Origin of the sequence: Streptomyces sp. TSRI0281 (assembly GCF_001905125.1) — a bacterium.
In the GTDB taxonomy this organism is placed as follows: Bacteria; Actinomycetota; Actinomycetes; order Streptomycetales; family Streptomycetaceae; genus Streptomyces.
Window position 1 is genome coordinate 314,709 of the sequence record NZ_LWLE01000004.1, and the last position, 25,129, is coordinate 339,837.

The 25,129-nt window shown below is 72.4% G+C and carries 25 protein-coding genes and 1 pseudogene; 12 read left to right on the plus strand and 14 right to left on the minus strand.

The window, feature by feature from the left end:
- Nucleotides 1-4: 4 nt before the first annotated feature.
- Nucleotides 5-2,278 (minus strand): phage holin family protein, encoded by a 2,274-nt coding sequence (locus A6A29_RS11340; protein WP_079182696.1) that lies wholly within the window; start codon nucleotides 2,276-2,278, stop codon nucleotides 5-7.
- A gap of 207 nt (nucleotides 2,279-2,485) precedes the next feature.
- Nucleotides 2,486-2,890, minus strand: a complete 405-nt coding sequence (locus A6A29_RS11345) for a hypothetical protein (protein WP_073719894.1) — start codon at nucleotides 2,888-2,890, stop codon at nucleotides 2,486-2,488.
- 186 nt (nucleotides 2,891-3,076) lie between these two features.
- Here A6A29_RS11345 and A6A29_RS11350 point away from each other — a divergent pair, with 186 nt between their 5' ends.
- Together A6A29_RS11350 and A6A29_RS11355 are read left to right on the plus strand one after the other, a co-directional pair.
- A complete protein-coding gene (locus A6A29_RS11350; protein ID WP_073719951.1) occupies nucleotides 3,077-3,853 on the plus strand; it encodes an MBL fold metallo-hydrolase in 777 nt (258 codons plus the stop codon).
- Complete coding sequence (locus A6A29_RS11355; RefSeq protein WP_073719895.1) at nucleotides 3,850-4,479, plus strand: DedA family protein; 630 nt, start codon at nucleotides 3,850-3,852, stop codon at nucleotides 4,477-4,479. Before A6A29_RS11350 ends, A6A29_RS11355 begins: the two co-directional genes overlap by 4 nt.
- On the opposite strand, the gene A6A29_RS11360 is transcribed toward A6A29_RS11355, so the two are convergent.
- The 3 genes from A6A29_RS11360 to A6A29_RS11370 all read right to left on the minus strand — a co-directional run bounded on the left by A6A29_RS11360 (nucleotide 4,427) and on the right by A6A29_RS11370 (nucleotide 7,991).
- Complete coding sequence (locus A6A29_RS11360; RefSeq protein WP_073719896.1) at nucleotides 4,427-5,527, minus strand: MBL fold metallo-hydrolase; 1,101 nt, start codon at nucleotides 5,525-5,527, stop codon at nucleotides 4,427-4,429. The genes A6A29_RS11355 and A6A29_RS11360 overlap by 53 nt on opposite strands.
- 73 nt (nucleotides 5,528-5,600) lie before the next feature.
- Complete coding sequence (locus tag A6A29_RS11365) at nucleotides 5,601-6,989, minus strand: aminotransferase class I/II-fold pyridoxal phosphate-dependent enzyme (RefSeq protein ID WP_241838420.1); 1,389 nt, start codon at nucleotides 6,987-6,989, stop codon at nucleotides 5,601-5,603.
- A gap of 153 nt (nucleotides 6,990-7,142) precedes the next feature.
- Nucleotides 7,143-7,991 carry an SMP-30/gluconolactonase/LRE family protein gene (locus A6A29_RS11370; protein WP_073719897.1) on the minus strand — a complete coding sequence of 283 codons (849 nt, stop codon included), beginning with the start codon at nucleotides 7,989-7,991 and terminating at the stop codon, nucleotides 7,143-7,145.
- Between the two features lie 183 nt (nucleotides 7,992-8,174).
- Between A6A29_RS11370 and A6A29_RS11375 the strand changes: the two genes are divergently transcribed.
- From A6A29_RS11375 to A6A29_RS11385, 3 genes are all read left to right on the plus strand, one after another.
- Complete coding sequence (locus tag A6A29_RS11375) at nucleotides 8,175-9,710, plus strand: bifunctional phosphatase PAP2/diacylglycerol kinase family protein (protein WP_073719898.1); 1,536 nt, start codon at nucleotides 8,175-8,177, stop codon at nucleotides 9,708-9,710.
- Nucleotides 9,711-9,819: 109 nt separating this feature from the next.
- Nucleotides 9,820-10,629, plus strand: coding sequence for a class I SAM-dependent methyltransferase (locus tag A6A29_RS11380; RefSeq protein WP_073719899.1), 810 nt, complete (start codon nucleotides 9,820-9,822; stop codon nucleotides 10,627-10,629).
- A gap of 169 nt (nucleotides 10,630-10,798) precedes the next feature.
- Nucleotides 10,799-11,152, plus strand: coding sequence for a VOC family protein (locus A6A29_RS11385; protein WP_073719900.1), 354 nt, complete (start codon nucleotides 10,799-10,801; stop codon nucleotides 11,150-11,152).
- Nucleotides 11,153-11,200: 48 nt separating this feature from the next.
- Here A6A29_RS11385 and A6A29_RS11390 read toward each other — a convergent pair whose 3' ends face one another.
- Nucleotides 11,201-13,168 carry a DUF5107 domain-containing protein gene (locus A6A29_RS11390; RefSeq protein ID WP_073719901.1) on the minus strand — a complete coding sequence of 656 codons (1,968 nt, stop codon included), beginning with the start codon at nucleotides 13,166-13,168 and terminating at the stop codon, nucleotides 11,201-11,203.
- A gap of 287 nt (nucleotides 13,169-13,455) precedes the next feature.
- Here A6A29_RS11390 and A6A29_RS11395 point away from each other — a divergent pair, with 287 nt between their 5' ends.
- Nucleotides 13,456-13,809, plus strand: a complete 354-nt coding sequence (locus A6A29_RS11395; RefSeq protein ID WP_073719902.1) for a DUF6204 family protein — start codon at nucleotides 13,456-13,458, stop codon at nucleotides 13,807-13,809.
- A gap of 275 nt (nucleotides 13,810-14,084) precedes the next feature.
- Nucleotides 14,085-14,261, plus strand: a complete 177-nt coding sequence (locus A6A29_RS45200) for a hypothetical protein (protein WP_158074383.1) — start codon at nucleotides 14,085-14,087, stop codon at nucleotides 14,259-14,261.
- A 117-nt stretch (nucleotides 14,262-14,378) separates the two neighbouring features.
- Here A6A29_RS45200 and A6A29_RS11400 read toward each other — a convergent pair whose 3' ends face one another.
- A complete protein-coding gene (locus tag A6A29_RS11400) occupies nucleotides 14,379-15,611 on the minus strand; it encodes an MFS transporter (protein ID WP_073719903.1) in 1,233 nt (410 codons plus the stop codon).
- Nucleotides 15,608-17,008: an NAD(P)-binding domain-containing protein gene (locus A6A29_RS11405; RefSeq protein ID WP_073719904.1), complete on the minus strand. Its 1,401-nt coding sequence runs from the start codon at nucleotides 17,006-17,008 to the stop codon at nucleotides 15,608-15,610. The genes A6A29_RS11400 and A6A29_RS11405 overlap by 4 nt, the downstream gene beginning before the upstream one ends.
- 104 nt (nucleotides 17,009-17,112) lie before the next feature.
- Here A6A29_RS11405 and A6A29_RS11410 point away from each other — a divergent pair, with 104 nt between their 5' ends.
- Entirely contained in the window at nucleotides 17,113-17,478 is a 366-nt protein-coding gene (locus tag A6A29_RS11410; RefSeq protein WP_073719905.1) for an ArsR/SmtB family transcription factor, read from the plus strand.
- A 15-nt stretch (nucleotides 17,479-17,493) separates the two neighbouring features.
- Here the strand turns inward: A6A29_RS11410 and A6A29_RS47785 are convergent, their stop codons facing one another.
- Nucleotides 17,494-17,631 carry a hypothetical protein gene (locus tag A6A29_RS47785; RefSeq protein ID WP_338012865.1) on the minus strand — a complete coding sequence of 46 codons (138 nt, stop codon included), beginning with the start codon at nucleotides 17,629-17,631 and terminating at the stop codon, nucleotides 17,494-17,496.
- Here A6A29_RS47785 and A6A29_RS11415 point away from each other — a divergent pair.
- A complete protein-coding gene (locus tag A6A29_RS11415) occupies nucleotides 17,606-18,628 on the plus strand; it encodes a flavin-containing monooxygenase (RefSeq protein ID WP_338012866.1) in 1,023 nt (340 codons plus the stop codon). The two genes, A6A29_RS47785 and A6A29_RS11415, sit on opposite strands and share 26 nt — an antisense overlap.
- 15 nt (nucleotides 18,629-18,643) lie before the next feature.
- Here the strand turns inward: A6A29_RS11415 and A6A29_RS11420 are convergent, their stop codons facing one another.
- The 4 genes from A6A29_RS11420 to A6A29_RS11435 are packed head-to-tail and all read right to left on the minus strand — an operon-like array spanning nucleotide 18,644 to nucleotide 21,355.
- The gene (locus A6A29_RS11420; RefSeq protein ID WP_073719906.1) at nucleotides 18,644-19,705 is read right to left on the minus strand and encodes an ArsO family NAD(P)H-dependent flavin-containing monooxygenase; all 1,062 of its coding nucleotides are present in this window, start codon (nucleotides 19,703-19,705) and stop codon (nucleotides 18,644-18,646) included.
- Complete coding sequence (locus A6A29_RS11425; protein WP_073719907.1) at nucleotides 19,702-19,923, minus strand: DUF2180 family protein; 222 nt, start codon at nucleotides 19,921-19,923, stop codon at nucleotides 19,702-19,704. Before A6A29_RS11425 ends, A6A29_RS11420 begins: the two co-directional genes overlap by 4 nt.
- Nucleotides 19,923-21,050: an ACR3 family arsenite efflux transporter gene (arsB, locus tag A6A29_RS11430; RefSeq protein WP_073719908.1), complete on the minus strand. Its 1,128-nt coding sequence runs from the start codon at nucleotides 21,048-21,050 to the stop codon at nucleotides 19,923-19,925. Before arsB ends, A6A29_RS11425 begins: the two co-directional genes overlap by 1 nt.
- Nucleotides 21,047-21,355 carry an ArsR/SmtB family transcription factor gene (locus A6A29_RS11435; protein ID WP_073719909.1) on the minus strand — a complete coding sequence of 103 codons (309 nt, stop codon included), beginning with the start codon at nucleotides 21,353-21,355 and terminating at the stop codon, nucleotides 21,047-21,049. Before A6A29_RS11435 ends, arsB begins: the two co-directional genes overlap by 4 nt.
- A gap of 74 nt (nucleotides 21,356-21,429) precedes the next feature.
- Between A6A29_RS11435 and A6A29_RS11440 the strand changes: the two genes are divergently transcribed.
- Genes A6A29_RS11440 through trxB form a run of 3 tightly spaced genes read left to right on the plus strand, consistent with a single transcriptional unit; the run spans nucleotide 21,430 to nucleotide 23,495 of the window.
- Entirely contained in the window at nucleotides 21,430-22,062 is a 633-nt protein-coding gene (locus tag A6A29_RS11440; RefSeq protein WP_073719910.1) for an arsenate-mycothiol transferase ArsC, read from the plus strand.
- Nucleotides 22,063-22,110: 48 nt separating this feature from the next.
- The gene (locus tag A6A29_RS11445; protein ID WP_073719911.1) at nucleotides 22,111-22,524 is read left to right on the plus strand and encodes an arsenate reductase ArsC; all 414 of its coding nucleotides are present in this window, start codon (nucleotides 22,111-22,113) and stop codon (nucleotides 22,522-22,524) included.
- Complete coding sequence (gene trxB, locus A6A29_RS11450) at nucleotides 22,521-23,495, plus strand: thioredoxin-disulfide reductase (RefSeq protein WP_073719912.1); 975 nt, start codon at nucleotides 22,521-22,523, stop codon at nucleotides 23,493-23,495. The genes A6A29_RS11445 and trxB overlap by 4 nt, the downstream gene beginning before the upstream one ends.
- A 632-nt stretch (nucleotides 23,496-24,127) precedes the next feature.
- Here the strand turns inward: trxB and A6A29_RS11455 are convergent.
- A pseudogene (locus A6A29_RS11455) lies at nucleotides 24,128-24,388 on the minus strand (helix-turn-helix domain-containing protein); the annotation flags it as partial.
- Nucleotides 24,389-25,129: the final 741 nt, after the last annotated feature.

Sequence of the window (25,129 nt, forward strand, 5' to 3'; positions counted from 1 at the left end):
GACATCACCCGGCCCGGGGCTCGCCCCAGCCAGGACTGCCGGGCACCGCCCCGTCGGAGCCGGAGTCGGAGCCGGAGTCGGAGCCGGAGTCGGAGCCGGAGTCGGAGCCGGAGTCGGAGCCGGAGTCGGAGCCGGAGTCGGTGCCGGATTGCGCGCCGGTGCCCGCACCGGCGTCGGTGCCCGGGAAGGGCTCGTCCGCCCGCGCCGCACCGGTGAAACCCTCCGAACGCAACGGCACCTGCGGCCCCGAGAGCTCGCTCAGCCAACGGCTCAGTACCCGGTGCACGGTCTCGGCGCCCACCAGGCCGCCCCCGGACGACGGGGGCGTGCCGTGGGCGGCCTCGGCGGCGACGATGTCCAGCGGGTCCGTCATGGCGCGCGGCCACAGCAGGAAGGGGCGCGACTGCTCACCGCCCAGCCCGCCGTGCGAGCCGATCTGCTCCTCGAAGGCGTGGACGAAGCCGGTGTCGGGGTCGTACATCGAATTGACCATCACATCCGCGACGTGCGGGAAGGTGTCGGTGCGCCGCACCGCGGCCGCCGCACCCGCGCCGAAGACGGCCAGCGGCCCCGCCCCGTCCACCAGCTCCCGCACCGGGACCTCGGCCCCGCCCGGCCCCAGCACCACGGAGCCGTGTTCCTCGCTGCGTACGAGGAGGAAGCCGATCCCCGGATGGTTGGCGAGCGTGCTGAGCAGCGCGGGGTGGCGGCGGTCGAGCTGTTCGCGCGAGGCACGGCCCTCGATGTCCGGGAAGGACAGCAGCCCCAGGTTGCCGGAGGCGAGCACGATCGGGTCGGAGGGCCTGGCACGGTGTTCGGCCTCCTTCTCCTCCACCGGGCGGTGCAGCGCGATCCGTACCGCGTCGCGCGCCTCCGAAGCACTGCGGGTGCGCTGCGCCCTGCGCGGTACGGGCAGCCCGCAGCCCGCGCGCACGAGGTCCTTGAGGGTCAGCCCGTACGTTCCGGCGAACGTCTCCCCCGGGCTCTGGCCGTGGTCGGAGAGCAGCACGATCCGGTAGGTCCTCGGCGTGTGGTCGGCGACCTTCGCGATGAGGGCGAGGGAGCGGTCGAGCCGTTCGAGGACCTTCTCCGCGTCGCGGCTGTGCGGCCCGGAGTGATGGGCGACCTCGTCGTAGGCGACGAGGTCGGCGTAGACGGCGGTGCGTCCGGCGAACATGTCGCCGATGACGGCGGAGACCACCACATCGCGTTCCACGACGGTCGCGAACGCCCGGATGAAGGGGTAGAGACCGCCCCGCTTGATCCTGGGCGTGTCCTTGCGCACCCGGGACCTGGTCGACTGGCCGATCTCGCGGCAGACCTCGGCGACGAAGGACAGGGCGGTACGGACGGCGTTGGCCGGGTCGGAGAAGTACGCGAAGTACCCGGCGCGGGACCGGCGCCCCTTGCCGCGCCGGGCGGCCATCGAGAGCACGAGGGCGAGCTGGTCGGCGCCGCCGCTGAAGAGGTTGCCACGGCTCGCGCCGTCGACGGTGAGCAGTCCGCCGTCGTGGGTGCGTCTGATGGCCCGGCGCTGCATTTCGAGGGCGCTCGCCGGTCTGCTGGAGACCATGACGGTGCCGGTCTCCTTCTCGTACCAGCGGAAGGCGGGCACGTCGTGGTTGCTGCCGTGCAGGATGGCGAGCTGGCTGGCGCCGGTCTGGCTGGACCAGTCGGTGCGCCAGGGGGTGAGCCGGTGGCCGGACTCGTCCGCGATCCAGCCGGCCACGGTCGGCATCAGTCCGTCGGCCGCCGCCCCGGTCAGGACGTCATGGCCGACGCCGTCGAGCTGGAGGAAGACGGTGCCGGGCGGTCCGCCGCGGCCGCCGTCCGCGGTACCGGCCGTGCCGCTGCGGCGGCGGCGCCGGTCGGCGAGCCGGGAGAGCCTGCGCCGGTAGGCGTCGTCGTCCCGGACCGCGAGGGCGGTGGAGGTCGCGGAGGCGACGGCGGACATGACGGCGGCGACGACCACCGCCGTCTCCGGGTCGGCCGCGCCGCGCCCGTCCGGGATGAGCCGCAGCGCGATCAGCAACAGGGAGCCGTTGAGGAAGAAGACCAGCATCCCGAGGACGAGGGCGGGCACGATGAGCAGCGCCCGGACGAGGACGGGCCAGACCAGCGCGGAGAGCAGGCCGAACGCGCCCGCGCCCCAGGCGGCGGTGAACGCGGTCTTGGTGATGCTGTCGCCGTCGTCGGACTGGAGCTGGAAGTCGGGCAGAATCCCGGCGAGCACCAGCATCGTCAGGGTCGACACCGCCCACACCGCGATCACGCGCATCAGGGCTCTGCCGGCCGTACGCCATCGCCCGTCACCCACGCCGTTCCCCCTCATGTCCGGGCCCGGCCGTCGTGGGCCCGGACCCAGCCTTTCACAGCGGTGCCCACGGGCCGCGGTGCGGACGGGCGGGGGCGACGGGCGGCGGCCGGGCTGATCAGCGGCTGTCCTGACCCGGCCGGGTCAGGACAGCCGGAACGACGAGCCGGATCAACAGCCGTCGTAACCGGCGGTGGGCATGGAGAGCCGTCGGTGGACGCTGGCCTTCGACCGTGAGGTGTACTCCGGTTCGTCCAGACCGGCGAGCTCCAGTCGTACGCCGCGCCGCTCACACTCCGCGGTGAAGTCCCGGACCGAGGTGAGCGCACGGGCGAGCACCCGGTCGTTGGGCGCCACGAACAGGTCGACCCGGCCGTCCTCGATGTCGTTCCACAGGGCGTGGTGGTCGGGGCGCAGCCCGTAGACCCGGAGCTGCCGGGTGATGACGTACCCCCGGCCGGCCGCCCAGCGGGCGCACATGGCCTGCTGGCCGCGGGTGTCGACGAGGAACGGATCGCCGTCGAGCTCTTCGAGCGGCGTGAGACTGGCGATGGCCGCCACCCGTACGTCTCCCATGGACGGTCCCCCCGCACTAGGAATTCTGCGCCCGACCCTACCCCTTCGGTAGCCGTCCGTAACCGGTCGCATCCGTGCGGAACGGGCCGACAAGGCGTGCACCGGCGTGCCACCGGCGCGCGGCGCTTACGCTCGTACCCGGGGACAGGATTCACAGGGGGACGAGCGAGGAGGCGGGGCGTGCCGGTGGAGGTCACCTGGTGGGGTCATGCCACCTGCACGGTCGAGGATTCCGGCGTCCGGCTGCTGACCGATCCGCTGTTCGTACGGCGCTTCGCGCATCTGCGCCGCCGCCGGGGCGAGGTGCCGCCACCCCTGGCGGCGGTGGCCGATGTGGTCCTGATCTCGCATCTGCACTCCGACCATCTGCATCTGCCGTCGCTGGCGCGGCTGGCTCCCGGCAGCCGGCTGATCGTGCCGAGCGGAGCGGTGGCCGCCGTGGCGGGGCTGCGGATGCTGCGCCGGATGCGCGGGCTCCTCATCAGCGAGGTGGCGCCGGGCGACGTGGTACGGGTCGGCGAGGTACGGGTACGGGCGGTCCCCGCGCTGCACGACGGGCGGCGGCTGCCGGTCGGCCCGCGTCGGGTGCCCGCGCTCGGCTATGTGGTCGAGGGGGAGGCGCGGACGTACTTCGCCGGTGACACCGGTCTGTTCGACGGGATGGCCGAAGCGGTGGGTCCGGTGGACGTGGCGCTGCTTCCGGTGGGCGGCTGGGGGCCGAACCTCGGCCACAGCCATCTGAACCCGGCCCGTGCCGCCGAGGCGCTGACCCGGCTGGAGCCGAGTTCGGCGGTGCCGGTGCACTACGGCACGTACTGGCCGATCGGGATGGACGGTGTGCGGCCGCACGAGTTCCACTCACCGGGCGACGAGTTCGTCCGGCAGGCGGCGCTGGTGGCCCCGAAGGTGGCGGTGCACGTGCTGGGGCACGGCGAGCGGGTCCGGCCGGAGGCCGGCCGGTGATCCACGAGATCCAGGGAGTGGTGCGGGAGCTGCCGACCGAGTCGACACAGCAGGCGGTCGGTTATCCGTCGTTGTTCCTTCTGGTGGCCCTGGGGTCGCTGGTTCCGGTGGTACCGACGGGTGCGTTGGTGAGTTCGGCGGCGGTGGTGGCGTTCCATCAGACGGCACCCTTCGCGTTGCTCGTGGTGTTCGTCGTGGCGTCGGCTGCCGCGTTCCTCGGGGACATCTGCCTGTACTGGCTGGGGAAGCGCGGGGTCCGCTCCAAGAACGGTTCGAAGTGGCTCAGGGCGATCAGCGACCGGGCCGCTCCGGAGCGGCTGGCCCAGGCGCAGCAGAAGCTCCAGGAGCACGGGGCGATGGTGCTGGTGCTGTCCCGGCTGGTGCCGGCCGGGCGGATTCCGGTGATGCTGGCCTGTCTGCTCGGCCGGATGCCGCTGCGGCGGTTCGCGCGGGGTGATGTACCGGCGTGCCTGGCGTGGGCGGCGACGTATCAGCTGATCGGCATTCTGGGCGGTTCGCTCTTCCCCGAGCCATGGCAGGGGGTGGTCGCGGCGGTGGGTCTGACGCTGCTGATCAGCGCGGCTCCGGCGGTGTGGCGCAGGCTGCGGACGAAGCTCGGTCACTGAAGCCGTCGAGTACGCGCGAGGCGCCGATGGGCAGGTCCCAGAGGTGTTCGCGCGGGTGACCGGCCCGCCGCCAGGCGGTACGGAGCCGGGTGAGCGGTTCGCGCACCGGCTCGGCCGAGAGCAGGAACGTCGCCCAGTGCATCGGTGCCATGGCGCGGGCCCCGAGGTCCTCGTACGCCTGTACGGCCTCCTCGGGGTCGGTGTGCACATCGGCGAGCCACCAGCGTGGTTCGTACGCTCCGATCGGCAGCATCGCCAGATCGAGACCGGGGTGGCGGCGGCCGATCTCCTTGAACCAGTGGCCGTATCCGGTGTCCCCGGCGAAGTAGATCCGCCGCCCGGTGCCCTGCCGGTCGCCCAGCACCCAGCCGCCCCAGAGGGACCGGCAGGTGTCGATGAGCGTGCGTTTGGACCAGTGGTGGGAAGGGACGAAGTCGAAGCGGACGCCGTCGAGCTCCGCCGACTCCCACCAGTCGAGTTCGGTGACGCGGGTGAAGCGCCGGCGCCGGAACCAGCGGCCGAGACCCGCGGGGACGAACAACGGGGTCTCCCTCGGCAGCCGGCGCAGGGTGGGGGCGTCGAGGTGGTCGTAGTGGTTGTGGCTGATCACGACCGCGTCCACGGGCGGCAGATCCTCCCAGCGGACGCCCACCGGCGTGATCCTGGCCGGGGTGCCGAGGATGCGCCGGGACCAGACGGGGTCGGTCAGGACCGTGAGCCCGCCGATGCGGACGATCCAGCTGGCGTGTCCGGCCCAGGTGACGGCGACCGTGCCGGTGGCGGGAGCGGGCAGGGGCGCGGGGGCGTAGGGCAGCCGGTGGATGCCGCGCAGCCCTTCGGCGTTGGGCCGCAGGGAGCGCTCGCGGGCCAGTCGAGTCATGCCCCTGACACCCGGAAGGGGTGCGGTGAGGCGGTCCGCGAAGGTACGGGGCCAGGTTCTGACCTCGCCGGGCGGACGCACGGCCGTGTCCTCGCCGAAGCGGCCCGGGGCCGTGGTCCGGTCCGTCGCGCCCGCCCCGGTGGGAGCGCGCTCGCTCTGTTCCGTCATCGAGAGGCTCCTGTCGGCAGAGTTCATCCCCTGCACCGGTCATCTCAGCTCGTCGTCCAGCCCACTGCACCGGTCATCTCAACTCGTCGAAGGCCGCTGCGAAAATACTCAGCGCCGCCGCCACGTGCGGCAATTTCAAGGGCTCCACAGCGGTGAGGGACTCCCACTGCTGCTCCGGGGTCGCCCCGAGCAGCGGCCCGGTGCCCAGCCGCACCCGCAGCGCGCCCAGTTCGTCCCCGAACCGGTGTCCGCCGGGGGCCGGGGCACCGAGACGGGCCGTCAGGTACTCCTCCAGCTCCATGGAGTCCGTGACGCCCCGGGAGACCAGCCGGGAGCGGAGCGGGCCGAGGTCGGCGTAGAGGTGGCGGCCCGCCTGCGGGGGTCTGGCCAGCGCGCCGGAGCTGAGCACCGCGCGGTGCGCGGCGGAGGCGACCTGGGCCTGGAGCTCCGCGGCCTGCCGGATCCTGGCCGTGACGGACTCCGGCTCCCGCAGCGCGTGGGCGGCGGCCCGCGCGACGGGCCCGGCGACCAGGGCTCCCGACGCGGTGAGGACGTCGAGCGTACGGGCGTGGCGCACGGCGGCCCGCTCGGTGTCCGGGAACCGGGCGATCGCCACCGGCCAGGCGGCCGGGGTCAGCGCACCGGCCAGGTCGCTCAGCACCGTGACATCGTCCGGGCACATCTCGGCGGGGCTGAGCAGGACCGTGTCGTGGGGCCGGTGCAGGGTGTCGCGCCAGGTCTCGTCGCTGATGATGTGCAGCCCCTCGGCGACCGCGGCCTCGCACGCCTCGCGGACCAGTTCGGGCGGGGCGACGGTGGCGGTCGGGTCGTCCACCACGGAGATCAGCAGCAGCCGGGGCCGGCCGCCCTCGGCCCGCACCCGGCGCACGGTCTCCAGCAGGGCGTACGGATCGGGTACGCCACCGCATTCGGCCGGGGTCGGCACATGGTAGGCGGGCCGGCCGAGCAGCCGGGCCTGCGGTGTCCAGGTGGCGGGGCAGGGGCGCGGCATGAGGACATCGCCGCCGTGCGCGGCGATCAGCGCGAGGAGCAGGGGCTGGGCGCCGGGGGCGGCCGCGACGTGCTGCGGGCCGCCCCGCAGCCCGCGCCGCGCCCAGTAGGAGACGGCCGCCTCGCGCAGGGCGGTCCCGCCGCCGGGCGGTTCGGGAAGGGCACGGGAGGCCGCGGCGGCCAGCACATCCGCCAGCTCGGGCAGGACGGGCAGACCGGGGTCGGGTGCGGGCGGGCCGTACCGGACGGGGCCCCGGTCCTCACGCGGATGAGGCGGAGGGGATCCGGCCCGCCCGCTTCGTCGCGCCTGCCCGCTTTGTCCGGCGGGCTCGTACTGCTCGCCGGTCCGCCCGCCGTGTCCGGTCCCCTCGCCCCGGCTGCCGTTCCCCTCGCGCTGCTCGCCGGTCCGCTCGCTCCGGCCGCCCTGCCCGGTGTCCTCGGTCCGGTGCATCCCGGCCCTCCTCCGCCTCCGCCGCCCCGTCCCCGTCCGTCCTCGCCTCGTGCCCACGCAGCTCTCAGGGCCTTTATACGGAGGTTTGGGGCGGGGCGCCCGCCCAACTGTGCGAGCGGGGGACGGCGGCACGCGGAGTGCGCGGGCTCCCGGTCAGCCCGCGAACGGCGTGCCCGGCATACCGAGCCCCGCGTCCGGCAGCACCAGCAGTGATCCGGCGAGCGGGTGCGGGGCGCCGCCGCCCGTGCGGGCGGAGGTGATGTAGAGGTCGCGCAGATCCCTGCCGCCGAACGCACACGCCGTCGGGCGCCGGACGGGCAGCCCGATGATCCGGTCCAGCCTGCCGTCGGGGGCGTAACGGCGCAGTGCCGAGCCGTTCCAGAGGGCGACCCAGACGCAGCCCTCGGCGTCGACCGTCAGTCCGTCGGGGGCGCCCGCGCCGGGTTCGATCGTCGCGAACGGTCTGCGGTCGCGCACCCGCTCGCCGTCCACGTCGAAGACGTCGATACGGAGCGTGGGCGTGTCGATGTAGTACATGAGCCGGCCGTCCGGACTCCACCCGGTGCCGTTGCTGCACGCCACCGCGCCCACCGCGTCCGTCACCGTGCCGTCGGGCGCGACGCGGTAGAGGCCACCGCCGATCTCGGCCTCGTCGTCGCGCATGGTGCCCGCCCACAGCGCCCCGTCCGGCGCCACGGCGGCATCGTTGCCCCGCCGTCCCGCGACCGGGTCGTGGAACAGCCACGCGAAGGCGCCGTCCGCGTCGTAGCGGCCGATGCCTTCGCGCAGATTGACGACCAGTCCGCCGCCGGCCCGCGGCTTCGCCGCTCCGACGTGCTGCCCGGTGGCCATGACGGTGCGGCGGCCGGATTCCGGATCGTAGGTGTGAATGCGGGAGGAGAGGATGTCGACCCAGATCAGGCGCCCGGTGGCCGGGTCCCAGGTGGGCCCCTCGCCGAGCTGCGCCTGTTCGCGCACGGCCACTTCCGGTACGACGTTCATGACTGCTCCAGGTGGTGTCCGGGCCGCACCGCGAACGCCCCTTGCACGCGCGTTCGATGCCCCGGTCATCGTACGGATGCCTGACCGGGACCCCGCTCTCCGGGCCCCCCGCTCCCGAGTGTGTGGTCATCGTCTCGGCGCGCCTTCGGCTTCATCGGGGCCGGGCCGGGTATTCGCTGACCCATGTCTACCGTGAGCACCAGACCCTCCATCCCCTTCCCCACCTCCTCTTCCGCCCCTTCCCTCGCCTCCTCCCGGCTGCGCGGCCTGCTGCACAGCCGGGACCTCGCCCTGTTCCGCGGTGTCGCCGGCCGGCGCTGGCCGGGCGCCGATCAGGTGCTGCCGCGGTTGAGCCGCACCGCCGATCACGGGCTGCTCTGGTTCGGCGCCGCGGCCGGTATGGCGGCGCTGGGCAGCAGCGCGCGGGCACGCCGGGCGGCGTTGCGCGGGGTCGCGTCGCTGGCCGTCGCCTCGGCCGCGATCAACACCGTCGGCAAGCGGGCCGTGCGCCGGGAACGGCCGATACTGGACCTCGTTCCGTTGGTGCGGCAGCTCAAGCGGCAGCCTTTCACCACGTCCTTCCCCTCCGGGCACGCGGCGTCCGCCGCCGCCTTCGCCACGGGCGTCGCCCTGGAATCGAAGGGCTGGGGCGCGGTCGTCGCCCCGGTCGCGGTGGCGGTGGCCGCCTCCCGGGTCTACACGGGGGTGCACTATCCGGGCGATGTGCTGGCCGGTGCGGCGCTCGGCATAGGGGCGGCGTTCGCGTTGCGCGGGGTCGTGCCGACGCGGGGTCAGCTGCCCGCACCGGGCCGTCCTCCGGCGACGGCTCCCGCGCTGCCCGCCGGAAAGGACCTGGTCGTCGTGGTGAACCAGGAGTCCGGCACGGCCACCGCGACCGCCTCGCTGGTGCGCGAGGCGCTGCCGCTGGCCGAGGTCGTGGAGTGCGCGCCCGACGCGCTGTCCGGGGCGCTGGCCGATGCGGCGGACCGGGGCCGGGCGCTGGGGATCTGCGGGGGTGACGGAACGGTGAATCTGGCGGCGTCCGTCGCGGCGACGCACGGGATGCCGCTCGCCGTCTTTCCCGGGGGAACCCTCAATCACTTCGCGTACGACCTGGGCATAGAGACGGTGCACGACACGGCGGCCGCCCTCACCTCGGGGGACGCGGTCCGGGTGGACCTGGGCCGGTTCCGGCCCGGCCCCGAGGGGCCCGGCGGGGCGGACGGCTACTTCCTCAACGCGTTCAGCCTGGGGGTCTACCCGGAGCTCGTACGGACCCGGGAACACTGGGCGCCCCGCATCGGCGGCTGGCCCGCCGGAGTCCTGGCGGCCTTCGAAGTACTGCGTGGCCGACGACCGCTGGAGGCCGAACTCCAGGGCAGACGGCGGCCGTTGTGGCTCCTGTTCGTGGGCAACGGACTCTTCCAGCGGGTGGGGCCCGCCCCCGGGCGGCGGCACAACCTGGCGGACGGCCTGCTGGACATCAGGGCGGTCCACGGCGGCCGCACTCCGGGCCTGCGACTGCTGGCGGCGGCGGTGGCCGGTCCGCTGACCCGCTCCCCCGTCCATGCGGCGGTACGTCGGCGCCGCGTCCGGATCGCCGGCCTGGCACCGGGGACCCCCTATGCGTACGACGGTGAAGTGGCCCACTCCGGAACGGAGTTGACGATCGACAAGCTGACGGAAGCACTCACCGTCTACTGCCCCATGCCCGTGTGACGGACCCCGGTTTGACCACATCGCAAGACGCGTATCTCAATATGCGACATCGCGGCGTACCGTGGCCATACCGCTTACGAGAGAACACGTCGAGAGAGGACCAACGGCCATGCCGAAGGAGACCGCCGTATACACCCACGGCCACCATGAGTCGGTGCTGCGCTCGCACCGTTGGCGGACCGCCGCCAACTCGGCGGCCTATCTGATCGGCGAACTCCGCCCCGGCCTGGCGGTGCTGGACGTCGGCTGCGGCCCCGGGACCATCACGGCCGACCTGGCCGCACTGGTCGCGCCCGGCCAGGTGACTGCGGTCGACACCGTCCGCGACATCCTCGACCAGGCCGCCTCGGTCGCCGCCGAACGCGGTCTGGACAACATCACGTTCGCCACCGCCGATGTCCACGCGCTGGACTTCCCGGACGACTCCTTCGACATCGTCCACGCCCATCAGGTGCTCCAGCACGTGGGCGATCCGGTGCAGGCGCTGCGTGAGATGCGGCGCGTCTGCCGGCCGGGCGGCCTCGTCGCCGTGCGTGACAGCGACTACGCGGCGATGACCTGGTATCCGGAAGTGCCGGGCCTGGACGAGTGGCAGGAGCTGTACGGGCGGGTGGCCCGCGCCAACGGGGGCGAGCCCGACGCGGGCCGGCGGCTGGTCTCCTGGGCCCGGCGGGCCGGCTTCACCGATCTCACCCCGACGGCTGCCGCCTGGTGCTTCGCCACCCCGGAGTCCCGCGACTGGTGGAGTGCGCTGTGGGCCGACCGTACGACCGGATCGGTGTACGCGAAGCTGGCGGTGGAGGGCGGCCACGCGCATCCGGAGCAGCTGACGGCGATCGCGGCGGCCTGGCGCGCCTGGGGCGCCGAGGACGACGGCTGGTTCATGGTCCCGCACGGCGAACTGCTGTGCCGCGCCTGACATCCGGCGGCGGCCCCACCGCATGAGGAGCACGGCGTTCCCACCGCGCCGGGTCGCGGCGGGAACGCCCGGTCACCCGATCTCCCGTCACGCGGCCACCCGGTCGTCCGGCCACCCGGTCGTCCGGAAGCGATCACATGCCCAGGGGTCGCCAACTACCCTCGTACGCATGGAAATCATCGGAACCACGCTGCGCATCTGCGTCGACGACCTGGAGGCCTCGGTGGCCTTCTACGAGAGCCTCACGAGCACTCCGGCGCTGCGCTTCGAGCGCGGCGGGGTCTCGGTCGCCGCGATCGGCTGCTTTCTGCTGATGAGCGGTCCGGAGTCGGAGCTGGAGGTGCTGCGCAAGGTGAGTGCGACGATCGCGGTCAAGGACGTCGACGCGGCCCATGCGGCGCTGACCCGGGTCGGCGCCCACATCGTGGCGGGCCCGGTGCCGACCCCGGCCGGCCGCAATCTCATCGCGCTGCACCCGGACGGCTCGGTCTTCGAGTACGCCGACCGCAACGCACCCGCCTGACCCGGCCGCCCGGGGCGCCTCAGCGCTTCGGGCGGCCGGGGCGCGTCCTCAGCGCTTCGGGCGCATCCGGTAGTTGTACGCGTCCGGCAACGGCTCCTCGCTGACCGCGGCCCAGAGGTCGTCCAGGATCTCGGCGCCCTCGCGCAGGTCGGCGACCTCGAACCCGGTGTCGAAGAACGCCCGCGCCGCCGCGGTCTCCCCTTCGGCGACCAGGACGCGGGCATCGAGCAGCCGGAACCGGCCGCGCTCACGGACGCCCGGGTCCAGGGCCGCCAGGACGGTGCGCGCCGCCGCCTGCCGCCCGGCGGCGAGCTGGGCCTCGATCGCCTCACGGGCGAGGGCCGCGGTCGCGGCGGACCAGCACTCCTCGTCCGCGCGCTCTCCGCAGAGGTCGTCGAACGCCTCGGTGTAGAGATCGGCGGCGCGGGAGACCTGACCGCTGTCCTGGGCGGCGACGGCCAGACAGCGCAGCAACGGCCAGCGCGACACGGCGAGGGCGAGGCCGCGCTCCCAGCTGCGGACGGCCTGGGCGCGGTCGTCGGCGTGCCACTGGGCGATCCCGAGGTGGTATTCGGTGAGCGGGTCGGCGGGCGCGGTCTCCAGCATGTCGCGCCAGTGCGACGAGACCAGCGTGGGTCCGGGCGGGCCCGCCCGGCGCGGCCGGGGCACGGCACCCTGGTGCAGCAACTCCAGCCAGGGTTCCTGCTGTTCACCGAGCGTGGACTCGGCGAAGGGAGTACCCGGCAGCGTGAGACCGGCCCGCTTCACCTCCAGGGCGCCCCAGCCGGAGCCGGTGGCCAGCACCTCCACCGGCTCGGCGTCGGCGAACGGCAGCCAGGCCGCGTACGCCTCCTCGACATCGGTGCGCGACAGGGCCGCGGCGAGGCGCTGTTCGGTCTCGGCGCGGGCGGCGGACCAGTCCGCGCCGTGCACGGTGGCAGGGTCCGCGGAGAGCGGACCGTACGACTCCAGCCAGCTGAACTCGGCGCCCGCTTCGAGGGGGACGTGTTCCAGCTGGGTGCGGGCGAGCCCGGCCTGGATCTCGGCGTAGCCCCCGGTGCCCGGCTCGGTCAGCCACTGCTGCCAGCGGCGTCCGCCCGCGCCGCTGCCCCAGAGGAAGAGCTTGCGGCCGCGCAGCAGATCGGTGGAGGTCTGGACGAGCCCGTGACCGTCCTCGTCCAGGGCGGCGATCCAGCGGCGGGCGCCGTCGGGTACCTCGTAGAAGTAGTCGGCCGGGTAGGTGCTGCGCAGCGGGTACGTCACGTCGGTGCCGCCGGTCTCCGGGACGGCTACCCGGTCGAGGGTCCGCTCGTACCCGAAGTGCCAGGCTTCCTCGGCGGGGGCCAGGACGCGGGTGCCCTCGCTCTCGGGGACGGCGATGTTGGACCACCAGTAGACGGGCGCGGGGTGCTCGTGCGGATTGCGTATCCGCACGCCGACGTGCAGGAAGTCGGAGTCGTCGGGCAGCCACAGATCCACCTGGAAGGGCAGGTCGCGCAGCCGCTCCCACTCCCAGAGCCGGACCATCCGGCCGCCGTCCGGGGCGGGGACCAGGGCGGCGTGGACGGGTGCGCAGGAGAGGGTGGAGTGGCCGGTGGCACCGATGTTCCATTCGATGCCGCCGGAGAACCAGGCGCCGTTGAGTGCGAAGTCGGCGGGCTGGAGGACGGGGTTGCGGTAGACCAGTTCGCGGCCGGTCGGCTTGTGGTGCAGAGAGTGGACGCGGCCTCCGAGACCGGGCAGCACGGTGACGCGCAACCGGTCGTTCTCGATGACGATCGCGTCCAGCCCGGTGGGGGTGCGCTCACGTCTGTATCCGTCCAGGACGCGTACCGGCAGAACCGTGCGCAGCGGCTCGTGTCCGAGCTGACGCGCCATGTCCCGGGGCAGATCGGCCCGCTCGCGCTCGTCCACGGCATGCGGCTCGTCGAGCGTCCGCAGGGCGGGCAGCGGGTTCTCCGGTCCCCGTGGTGCTGCGGGCAGAGTCAGTACGGCACGTCGTACGGTCGTGGCCAAGGCAACCTCGCTCCCTCGCACGGGCCGCCACAGGTCCGGGCGCCCCCCGATGACCATGGAACACGTTGGATGCCGCCCCGACCAGGGGCGAAGCCGTCCGACTTCGTCGAAGGGCCCGCCGATCGCCCCTTCCGCCCGTCTTCCACCCGCCGTCCGCTCGTCCTTCACTCGCCGTCCTCGGCCCTCCGCTCTCCGTCCTCGGCCCTCCGCCGGATATTCCCGGTGCTCTGCGGCCCGGCCGCCGTAGCCTTGCCCCTCGGCTGTTTCGAGCGGAGGGCGGCAACACGATGGGCACGCAGCACACGTACCGGGTGATCGTGCGGGGTACCTGGGAGAGGCTGACGGACGAGGACCGGGCACGGCTGCTGTCGGAGGTGGAGGAGCACGGTCTGACGGCCATGCGGTTCACCGAGGAGGGCACGCTGGCCTACGACGCCGTGCTCAAGCACTTCAGCTTCCGCTATGTGGTGGTGTCCGACGCGGCGGACGGCGAGGAGATGGCGGCGGCCCTCGCCGAGGACCGGGCGGAGAGCGCGCTGAAGGAGCGGGGGTACGCGCACGGCGACCTGCGCTCCACCGTGACGGACATGGACACGATGAAGGTGAACTACAAGGGGCGGCGGGGGCCAGGACCGACGTGACACCAGGTCGATGGCTGCTAGAGGAGCGCTGAACAGGCATTTCTCTACTTTCAGCTCTGCCACGGGCTTACCGGTTTGCCTGCCGGATCGTCCCGCGAAAGTCCCTCTGACAGAGCTGAAGGTCCCTGAAAAGCCCCTGAGATGTCCCCGCCGAGCCTCGCTCCTGAGGCGGATGGGCCCGCTTCGAGCTGATCAATGCGCCCTTGAAGCCGCCTTGGGGTGTGAAGTGCAGTCTGTAGCGTCGGCAGGTTGCGGGACCTACGCATGACAAGACCGTGAGCGATCATGTTGCCTGGTTCCGTGTGGTGCCGCCTCGTGACGAGGAGGCCGCTCGCACCATCACCCGCGCCGGGTGGTGGATCGACCAGCGCTCCTCCGAGCCCGACGACCTCACCGAGCTGCTCCAGGCCGCCACCGAAGCCGACCGGCCCACCGAGAACCCCCACTTCTGACCGCCCGAGAGTGCGTGGGTTCGAGGAATCCTGAACCCAGGTGCGCGGGGCGGGGGCGGGAACCCGACCGGTGTGTACGAGTCCAAGGCGCTCCTGCGTGTGAGTTCGTTGCCGCTCCTACCCTGGCGGGGCCCTGCGGGTCGGCCGGGTCGCAAGGGCTACGAGGGCGGCGAGACCAGCGACGAGAGCCAGCAGCCCGAAGAGATGCGGGTAGCCGCCGAGGGGTGCTGCCAGCGCGGCTCCGGCGAATGGGGCGAGTGCGGAGGCAGCGGTTGCCGGTGCTGCGAGGAGTCCTGAGAGGCGGCCGTAGTGGGTGGTGCCCCAGCGGTCGGTGATGGCGGTCGCTTGGAGCAGGGTGAGGTTTCCGCGGACCATTCCTGCGGCAACTGACAGGGCGACCAGCAGTGTGTAGGGGCCAGGGGCGAGCGCGAGGGCGGCCGTGGTGAGTCCGCCGAGTGCGATGAGCGCGACGGTACGGGCGGTGACGCCGGTGCGGCGGGCGAGGGTCGCGTAGAGGGTGCGGCCGAGGGTCTGTCCTGCGCCGCCGAGGCCGAGGGCCCAGGCTGCTTCGGTGGTGGTGAAGCCGCGTTCGAGCATGAGCGGGACGAGGGCGACGACGACGGCGTACACGGTGAACGCGGAGAGGGTCAGGGCTGCGGCCAGCATCCAGAACTGTCGGCTGCGGGCCACCTGGTCCGCGCCGCCGGCTGCTCGGGCGGTGGCCGGTGGCGCCTTCGGCCACGGCGCGTTCAGGGCGATGGCGTGCGCGGGGATGGTCACGGCGGCGAGCACCGAGGCGAGAACGACGTACGTCGCCCGCCACGACATATGAGCGGCGAGTGCTGCGGTGAGGGGTGCGAAGACGGTGGAGGCGAGGCCGCCGGCGAGGGTGACGATGGTCAGGGCGCGGACGTGGTCGGGGGCCCACCAGCGGGTGAGGGCGGCGAAGGCGGGCTGGTAGAAGGTGGATGCCATCGCGAGCCCGGCGAGGAGCCACCCGGCTATGAAGATGGGCAGGTTGGGGGCGGCGGCCACGATGAGGACGCTGAGCACACCGAGGACCGATCCGGCGGTCATCACGGTGCGCGGGCCGCGGTGGTCGATGATCCGGCCGACCCGTATCCCGGCGATCGCGGAGACGAGGAGGGCGGCGGAGAACGCGGCCGTGGTCGCCCCGGCGGGCCATCCGGTGTCGGCGGTGATGGCGGGGTTGAGTACGGGGAACGCGTAGTAGACGATGCCCCAGCTGGTGATCTGGGTGGCGCACAGGGCAGGCAGGGCGGCGCGGGGCCGCGACCGGACCCCCGTTCCGGTCGCGGCCCCGCGCTCAGGGGTGCTGAGATCGGTCACGAGCCGCAGCAGCCGCCCGCCGGGGTCTCCTCGGCGGCCGTTGTGGCGGGAGCGCCGACACCGAGCCGCACGAGTGCGGGCTCCGGGGCGCAGCAGCCTCCGCCGTCGGCCTGGTCGGCGGCCGGGTCGTCGAACAGACCGGCGCCGCCGCACACTCCGGTCTCGGGGAGGGTGAGTTCGACGCGGTCGGCGGACTCGATGTCGCCGGCGATCGCCGCGGCGACGGAGCGGACCTGTTCGTAGCCGGTCATGGCGAGGAAGGTCGGGGCGCGGCCGTAGGACTTCATGCCGACGAGGTAGATGCCGGGTTCGGGGTGGGACAGCTCGCGGTGGCCGTGGGGGTAGACGCTGCCGCAGGAGTGCTGGTTGGGGTCGATCAGCGGGGCCAGTCCGGTGGGTGCCTGGAGGCGTTCATCGAGGCCGAGGCGCAGTTCGCCGAGAAAGGCGAGGTCGGGGCGGAAGCCGGTGAGGACGATGGCCTCGTCGACCGGGTCGAGACGGCGTCCGTCCTCGCCGACCAGGATCAGGCGGCCGTCGCTGTCGCGCTCGATGGCCTCGGTGCGGAAGCCGGTGACCGCGTCGGCGTGGCCGTTGTCGACGGCCGCCTTGGCGGCGAGGCCGAGGGCGCCGCGGGCGGGGAGCTGGTCGGCTTCGCCGCCGCCGAAGGTGGAGCCGGAGATGCCGCGCCGAAGGATCCACACGCCGTGTGTTCCCGTGCCGTCGTCGGACTTCGCGAGGTCGGCGAGGTAGGCGAGGGCGGTGAAGGCGGAGGCGCCGGAGCCGATGACGGCGGTGCGCTTGCCTGCGTACCGCGCCCGCACCTGCGGGTCGTTGAGGTCGGGGACGCGGTAGGTGATGCGGTCGGCGGCGCTCTTCTCGCCGAGGGCGGCGAGGCCGCTGCCGCCGGCCGGGCTCGGGGTGGCCCAGGTGCCGGAGGCGTCGATGACCGCGCGGGCGAAGACACGCTCCTCGGTGGCGTCGGCCGTGGTGAAGTGCACGACGAAGGGCTGGGCTTCGCGGTCGGCGTCGACGAGGCGGTCGCGGCCGGCGCGTGAGACGCCGGTGACCGTGGTGTTGGTGCGCACCTTGTCGCCGAGGGCGTCGGAGAGCGGCTGGAGGTAGAGGTCGGCCCAGTCCCCGCCGGAGGGGTAGGTGCCGGCGTCGGGCCTGGTCCAGCCGGTGGGGGCCAGCAGCTTCTCGGCGGCCGGGTCGGTGAGCTCGGCCCAGGTGGAGAAGAGCCGGACGTGGGACCACTCGCGTACCGCGGCGGCGGGGGTGGGGCCTGCTTCCAGGACCAGCGGGGTGATGCCGCGCTCGACGAGGTGGGCGGCGGCGGCGAGTCCGGCGGGTCCGGCGCCGATGACGACGACCGGCAGGTCCGACGTGGTGGTGGTCATGGCGGTGATGTCCTCCGGGGTACGCGGCCCGTGCAGGCCACTGTTTCGATCGTTGTCGATACCCCGAGCTTGCCACCGGTATCGACAAGTGTCAACATAGACGTATGTCGAAGTATGAGGTTGTGAACCTGCCGGTGCTGGATGCCGGGTCCGTGGTGCCGTGCTGCCCGCCGATCACGTCGGCCGAGCTGTCGCGGGCCGACGCGGAGAGGATGGCCGGGATGTTCAAGGCATTGTCCGACCCGGTGCGGCTGCGGCTGTTCTCCAAGGTCGCCTCACACGCGGGCGGGGAGGCGTGCGTGTGCGACATCGCCGACGTCGGCGTCTCCCAGCCGACGGTCTCCCATCACCTGAAGAAGCTGCGCGAGGCCGGGCTGCTGACCTCCGAGCGGCGCGGGACCTGGGTGTACTACAAGGTCGCCCCGTCCGTGGTCGCGGCGATGTCCGCGATGCTCGACCTCCGCGACTGACGGCACCTTCCCCGGTCAGCCGCATCCCGGCGGGCAGCAGCGGGCCAGGTAGCCCTTCAGGGCATCGAGCCGTTGGGCGATGGTGGCGCCGTCGGCGCGGTAGAAGACCTGCTTGCCCTCCTTGTCGGTGCCGGACAGTCCGGCCCTGGCCACCGCCGCCCTCGCCCCTCGCCACGGCTTCGCCCGCACCCTGGTGCTGGAGTCCGCCGAGGCTCCGGGCGGGGCGTGGCCGCGCTACTACGGCAGCCTCACCCTGTTCTCCCCGGCCCGGTACTCCTCCCTGCCCGGCCTGCCCTTCCCCGGAGATCCGGTCCGGTACCCGACGCGGGATGAGGTGGCCGACTACCTGCGCGAGTACGCCCGTCGCCTGCCCGCGGACATCCGCACCTCGACCCCGGCCGCCTCCGTCTCCCGGCGGGACGGCGCCTGGGAGGTACGGGCCACCGACGACGAGGAGTTCAGGGCGCGGGCGGTCGTCGCCGCCATGGGCGACTACGGCTCGCCGTACGTGCCGCAACTGCCCGGCCGGGCGGAGTTCGGGGGGCGGGTGCTGCACGCCGCCGACCACCGCAGCCCGGAGGGGTTCACCGGGCGGCGGGTCGTGGTGGTGGGCGGCGGGAACTCCGCGATCCAGATCGCCGCAGAACTCGGGGCCCTTGCCGAGGTGAGCGTGGCGGTGCGCCGGCCGGTCGGCTGGATGCCTCAGCGGCCGCTGGGCAGGGACCTGCACTGGAGGCTGAAGCACACCGGCCTCGACGTCGCGCCGGTCCGCCGCTGGCTGGAGAAGGTGCCGGTGTCGGTGCTCGACGACGGCACCCACCGTACGGCCCTCAAGGCGCACGGTGTCGACGAGCGGGCGATGTTCACCCGGTTCACCGGCGACGGTGTCATCTGGGCGGACGGCACGAAGGAGACGGTCGACGCGGTCGTCCTGGCCACCGGCTACCGCCCGGCTTTCCCCTACCTCCACGGCACCGGCTCCCTGGACGGCGACGGACTCGCCTTGCACCGTGGCGGTATCGCCTCAGCGGTGCCGGGGCTGGCCTTCGTCGGGATGGAGTTCCAGCGCAGCTTCTCCTCCAAGACCCTGCGCGGCGTGGGCCGCGACGCCGGGCATGTCCTGTCCCGGCTCCGCCGCCAGAGCCGGTGAGGGGTGCGGGTCGGCTCAGGACAGAAGCGCGGCGATCTCGGCGGTGGCCTCGCGGGCCGGCCGCCCGACCCCGATGAGGGTGGCCGAGGCCGGCCCCGTCCAGTCGCCGTAGCCGAGCAGGTGCAGCCGCGGTTCCTGCACGGCACGTGTGCCTGCGGTTTCGATGTGGCCCCGGCTGCCGCGCAGGCCGAGCGGGGCGAGGTGGGACAGGGCGGGGCGGAACCCGGTGGACCAGATCACCGCATCCGCCTCGGCGTGCGTCCCATCGGCCCAGGCGATGCCGTCGGTGGTGAGGCGGGTGAACATCGGCTCCGCCTTGAGCAGTCCGGCGTCCCGGGCAGCGCGGACCGGCGCGACTGCGACGATGTCGCCGAGCGAGGCGACACCGCCGCTGTCCGCCATGCCGTCCTCCAGGGCACGGCGGCGGGCGGTCGCGGCGTCGAACAGGGCGCGGCCGTCGATATTGTCGGCCAGGAACCGAGGCGGGCGCTGGGTCACCCAGGTCAGGGAGACATCGTCGGCCAGGGCGAGGTCGGCGGCGATCTGCGCGCCGGAGTTCCCGCCGCCGACCACGGCGACCCGTTGTCCGGCGAAGTCCGCCGAACTGCGGTAGCCCGTGGTGTGCAGCTGACGGCCGGTGAAGACCTCCCGGCCGGGAACGGCCGGGAGGAAAGGCCGCCACCACGTGCCGGTGGCCGAGACGACCGCCCGCGCGGACCAGACGCCCGCATCCGTCTCCACCCGCAACCGGCGCCCGTCGCGGAGCACGGAAGCGACGCGAACCGGACGGTGGACGGGCAGGTCGTAGCGCTGCTCGTAGTCGGCCAGGTAGTCCACGACATGTCCGGCATCCGGGTGCTCCTGGCCGCTCTGCGCGGGCATGAGCCGACCGGGCAGGGAGGAGAACGCGGCCGGGGAGAACAGGCGGAGCGAGTCCCAGGTGTGGCGCCAGGCGCCGCCCGGCTCGTTCTGGGCGTCCAGGATCACGAAGTCCAGCTTCTTGCGGCGCAGGTAGTATCCGGCGGCGAGCCCCGCTTGCCCGCCGCCGATCAGTACCACGTCCGCCACGCCGGTCACGGAGTCAGAGCCGTCGCGGCCGGGGATTCGGCTGCGGCGCACACCGGGCACAGCACCCTGCGGGCCGGGGCTTCACCGAAAGCCCCGGGCAGGGGGCCCCGACGCACACTCCGGGCCGCGATGCGCGTATGCCCCGCACAGACCCCGGCTCCGCAGCCGTGGCAGATGCCGACGGTCGCGCTGTGCGTCCCGGTGGCGTGGCAGTCGAGGCAGTGCATCAGCTGTCCCTTCCCGGTGTGGTGAGTGCAGTGGGCGCGAACTTCTTGCGCCAGGCCAGCGCGACGTACACGAGGCCGATCAGGACCGGCACTTCGATGAGCGGGCCGACGACGCCGGACAGGGCCTGCCCGGAGGTGACGCCGAAGGTGGCGATGGCGACGGCGATGGCGAGTTCGAAGTTGTTGCCCGCCGCGGTGAACGCGAGGGTGCTCGTGCGGTCGTAGGCGAGTCCGAGGCTCTTGCCGAGGAGGAACGAGCCGAAGAACATGATCGCGAAGTAGACCAGCAGCGGCAGGGCGATCCGGACGACGTCCATCGGCTGCGAAGTGATCGTCTTTCCCTGGAGTGCGAAGAGGATGACGATCGTGAACAGCAGCCCGTACAGCGCCCACGGGCCGATCTTCGGCAGGAACCTGGTCTCGTACTTCTCGCGGCCCATCTTCTTCTCGCCGACGCGGCGGGTGAGGAAGCCGGCGAGCAGGGGGATGCCGAGGAAGATGATGACGTTCAGCGCGATGTGCCAGACGGACACGTCCAGGCCCTGGCCGTCGCCGAGGTTCAGCCAGCGCGGCAGCAGGTCGAGATAGAACCAGCCCAGCACGCCGAAGGCGAAGACCTGGAACACCGAGTTCAGGGCGACGAGGACGGCGGCGGCCTCGCGGTCGCCGCAGGCGAGGTCGTTCCAGATGATGACCATGGCGATGCAGCGCGCGAGCCCGACGATGATCAGGCCGGTGCGGTACTCGGGCAGGTCCGGCAGGAAGATCCACGCCAGGGCGAACATCACCGCCGGTCCGACGATCCAGTTGATGACCAGCGAGGACACCATCAGCTTCTTGTCGCCGGTGACGCGGTCGAGCCGGTCGTAGCGGACCTTGGCCAGCACCGGATACATCATGACCAGCAGGCCGAGCGCGATCGGCAGGGAGATCCCGCCGATCTCGATCTTCGCGAGAGCGTCGTTCATCCCGGGGATGAGGCGGCCCAGGCCCAGGCCCACGGCCATGGCGAGCAGGATCCACACCGCGAGGTAGCGGTCCAGGGTGGAGAGCTTCTTGACGATCGAGTCGTCAACGGCCGGGCCGGGCCCGTCGGTGGAGGCGGTGGCGGGCTCGGTGGAGGTCACGGGCAGGCCCTCTTGTTCTCGACAGCGGTGCGGGCGGAGTCAGCAAGCTCGGCGAACTGCGTGGACACCGAGGCCAGTACCTCGGGGCGCAGCTTGAAGTAGGTGAACCGGCCGCAGGGCTCGGTCTCCACCAGACCGGCCTCGCGAAGGACCTTCATGTGGTTGGACAGGTTCGTCTGCTTGGCACCGGTCTCCTCGACCAGATGCGACATGCAGAGCGTTTCCCGGGCCAGCAGGGCAACGACCTGCATGCGCAGCGGATCACCCAGAACCCGGATTACGTCAGTGTCGACTGAAGTCATCATGGGCTGATACTGTCACATCATTCGGCGCTGACACCAGTCCGAGCTGAACCGTAGGGCCCGTCGAAGGGGTTCCCATGTGCGTCCCGCCACCACCCGCCTGGCCCGACGAGCGGCTCGGCGCCGGGGCCGCCCGCCTCGCATCCCGCCACCGCGGCCATTTCTCCGTGGAGACCGTGCAGCAGCTGCTCACCGACTCCTACCGGCGCCTCGCCGAGAATGCCCGGGTCCGTACACACCTGGTGGTACGGGCCGAGCGCCTGACCGCAGAGCGCCTCGACGCCCTCGCCCACACCGGGGCACCGGGCAAGGGCGTGGTCCGGGTGCTGTTCGTGTGCGGGCACAACGCCGGCCGCTCGCAGATGGCCGCCGCCCTCCTGGCCCACCGGGCGGGCGAGCGCGTGATCGTTTCCTCGGCCGGGACCGATCCGGCCGCCGAGGTCGAGCCGCACGTCGCGCAGGTCCTCCTGGAGTCGGGACTGTCCATCGCCGACGCGTACCCCAAGCCCCTGACCAGTGAGGTCGTCGGGGCCGCCGACTACGTCATCACGATGGGCTGCGGAGACGCCTGCCCCGTGGTCCCCGGCCGGCACTACCTGGACTGGTCCGTCGCCGACCCCGACGGCGCCCCGATCGGCGTCGTACGCACCATCCGCGACGACATCGACGCCCGTATCACCCGCCTTCTGGCCAACCTCCCAGACACCTGACATCGCCTTCCGAAGCCCGTGCCGATCCACTTCACCAAGGGAAGAACAATGTCCGACAAGCCCTCTGTCCTGTTCGTCTGCGTCCACAACGCCGGCCGCTCCCAGATGGCCGCCGCATGGCTGACCCACCTGGCCGGAGACCGCGTCGAAGTCCGCTCCGCCGGATCCAACCCGGGCACCGCCGTGAACCCTGCCGCCGTCGCGGCCATGGCCGAGGTCGGGATCGACATCTCCGCCCAGACCCCGAAGATCCTCACCATCGACGCGGTCAAGGAGTCGGACGTCTGCATCACCATGGGCTGCGGCGACACCTGCCCCGTCTTCCCCGGCAAGCGCTACCTGGACTGGCAGCTCGAAGACCCGGCCGGCCAGGGCGTCGAAGCCGTACGCCCCATCCGCGACGAGATCAAGAACCTGGTCGAGGGCCTGATCAAGGAGATCGCCCCGGAGAAGACCGCGTGAGCGAGATACGCGAGGTCGTCATCGTCGGCTCCGGCCCCGCCGGATACACCGCCGCCCTCTACACCGCCCGCGCCCGGTTGAAGCCCCTGCTGTTCAGCAGCAGCATCTTCGTCGGCGGCTCCCTGACGACCACCACCGAGGTGGAGAACTTCCCCGGTTTCCCCGAAGGCGTGGACGGACCCGTCCTCATGGAGAACATGCGGGCGCAGGCGATGCGCTTCGGCGCCGAGATGATCGACGACGACATCGTCTCCGTCGACCTCGCCGGCGACATCAAGTTGCTGACCGACTCCGAGGGCACCGTGCACCGCGCGAAGACGGTGATCGTCGCTACCGGTTCCGGCTACCGCAAGCTCGGTCTGCCCAAGGAGGACGAGCTCTCCGGGCGCGGGGTGTCCTGGTGCGCAACCTGCGACGGGTTCTTCTTCAAGGGCCGCGACATCGTCGTGGTCGGCGGCGGCGACACCGCCATGGAGGAAGCCACCTTCCTCACCCGCTTCGCCAAGTCCGTGACCGTCGTCCACCGCCGCTCCACCCTGCGGGCCTCGAAGGTCATGCAGGACCGGGCGTTTTCCGACGACAGGATCTCCTTCGCCCTCGACAGCGAGATCGCCGAGATCAAGGAGACCGGCGGCATGCTGGCCGGCGTCGTTCTGCGTGACGTATTGACCGGCGCCACGCGCGACCTCGACGTGACGGGGCTGTTCATCGCGACCGGCCACGACCCGCGCACCGAACTCTTCAAGGGCCAGCTCGACCTTGACACCAAGGGCTACATCCAGGTCGCATCGCCGTCGACGCGCACCAGCGCGCCCGGGGTGTTCGCCTCCGGCGACGTCGTCGACCACCCCTACCGGCAGGCCATCACCGCCGCGGGAACGGGCGCGGCGTCGGCCCTGGACGCTGAGCGCTATCTCGCAGCCCGCAACACCGCCCAGGCTCAGCAGGAGCCTGCCACAATCCCGGCCTGACCGAACCTCACCACGGCGCGTGCCCCTACTCGGCGGCCCGGACGAATCCTGAGCGGCCGCATGGTTCTCCCCGAGGCTGGGGCGGTGGTGGACAGAGACCGCTACCAGCGAAGGTGGCCGCCATGGCCACCGGGTAGAACCGCGCCCCCTCTGCGAACAACGCACTCGACACCTCGGGTGTTCGGTGCGGAAGTGGCCGTCGGCATTCAGGGATCTTGAACAAGGTCAAGCCGTGCTGGCCACCATCACCCCGATACGCCGCCCAGCCCTCCTACCAGGCCACCGGCTGGCCGCTCTCCGCGTCGACGGCGGGCATTCGGGCCTGCCGACGGCGCTGCAGGACCGCCTCGGATGAACCCGCGCGCACTCCGCTCACCCCGTCGAGGCGTGGAACTCGACGACGACTGGTTCGAGCTGACGTCTGAGGTCGTCGACGCATAGGCATCGAGCCGGATACCGACCCGGCGGCCTGGCTGTGAGTAGCCATGCGCAGCCAGGCCAGCGGGCTCGACATCGTCGCTCCCGGTCATCCGTCAGGTCGGCCGTTGGGCCCAGGTACACAACGACGCCTGCTTCGCCCGCGCCGCCTGCGCGAACTTCACCTACGACCACGGCCTTGACGCCCCGGGCGAGCGGCGGGGACGGCCTCCCGCCCACTGAGGGTCCAGCGTGGCCAGGCCCTTCTCGTTGAACGCATGGATGACGTCCCGGACGGTGTCCTCGTGCGCGGCGACCAACCGGGCGATCGCCGTTACCGGGGTGCCCGACGCCGACGCCATGATGATCAGTGCACGACGAACCCGCACGGACTCATGGCGGCCCCGCCGGACGATCTGCTGGAGTCTTTGCCCCTCTTGATCAGTCAACCGCCGTGCTCGGACCGGCTCTGCCATCGATGGCCTCACTCTCAACAGCAATCACATTGTCATCGAGAGTGAGGCCGACAGACCCTGGCACCCCGAACATCGACCGGCGTGTCACCCGACCCGGCGAACGTTCGTGGCCAACGCACTAGCCAACTCGACGGGCCCGCGCCGGAGCCGCTGACCGCCCGGCTCCGGGCCTTCCGGAGCATCGGCTCCGACCGAAGCAGCACCTCCGAATGCCGGGAGTTCCGCCATGCCCGACGCCACCGCGCTCGACCAGGCCACAGCCATGATCGAGAAAGCCTGGAGCCGCCGACGGCACTCTCTGCCCGGCGGAGCACAAGCACACCAGTTCCGGTAAGCCGCTCCACCCCGGCTGCCCCGGCCGCGCGTTCACGGAGGCCATCTGCGCCTGTGGCGGCTGGGGGATGAAGGAATCCGGCAAGGGCTACGTCAACGAGAGCCGTAAGCGGCACCTCGCCAGTCACGCCCAGGGGCCGAAGGTCCTTCGCGACCAGCTTCGAGTCGATGGCTCCTGACGCTCCACCGCTCCACCGCCCATCCCGGTCTGCCATCCCGTTCCGATCTCGGAGGTTCCCGTGCCCCACTACCTGACCGTCGGCCACCTGCTCCGCCAGCTCCAGGACCTTGACCCCAACCTGCCGATCCGCCTCGCCATCAACCCCGACTTCCCCCGCTCGACATCACCTGGCTCTCCGCCGAAACCCCGAGACTCCCTCTTGGCCGCATTCGCCTGCGCGGGGAGCC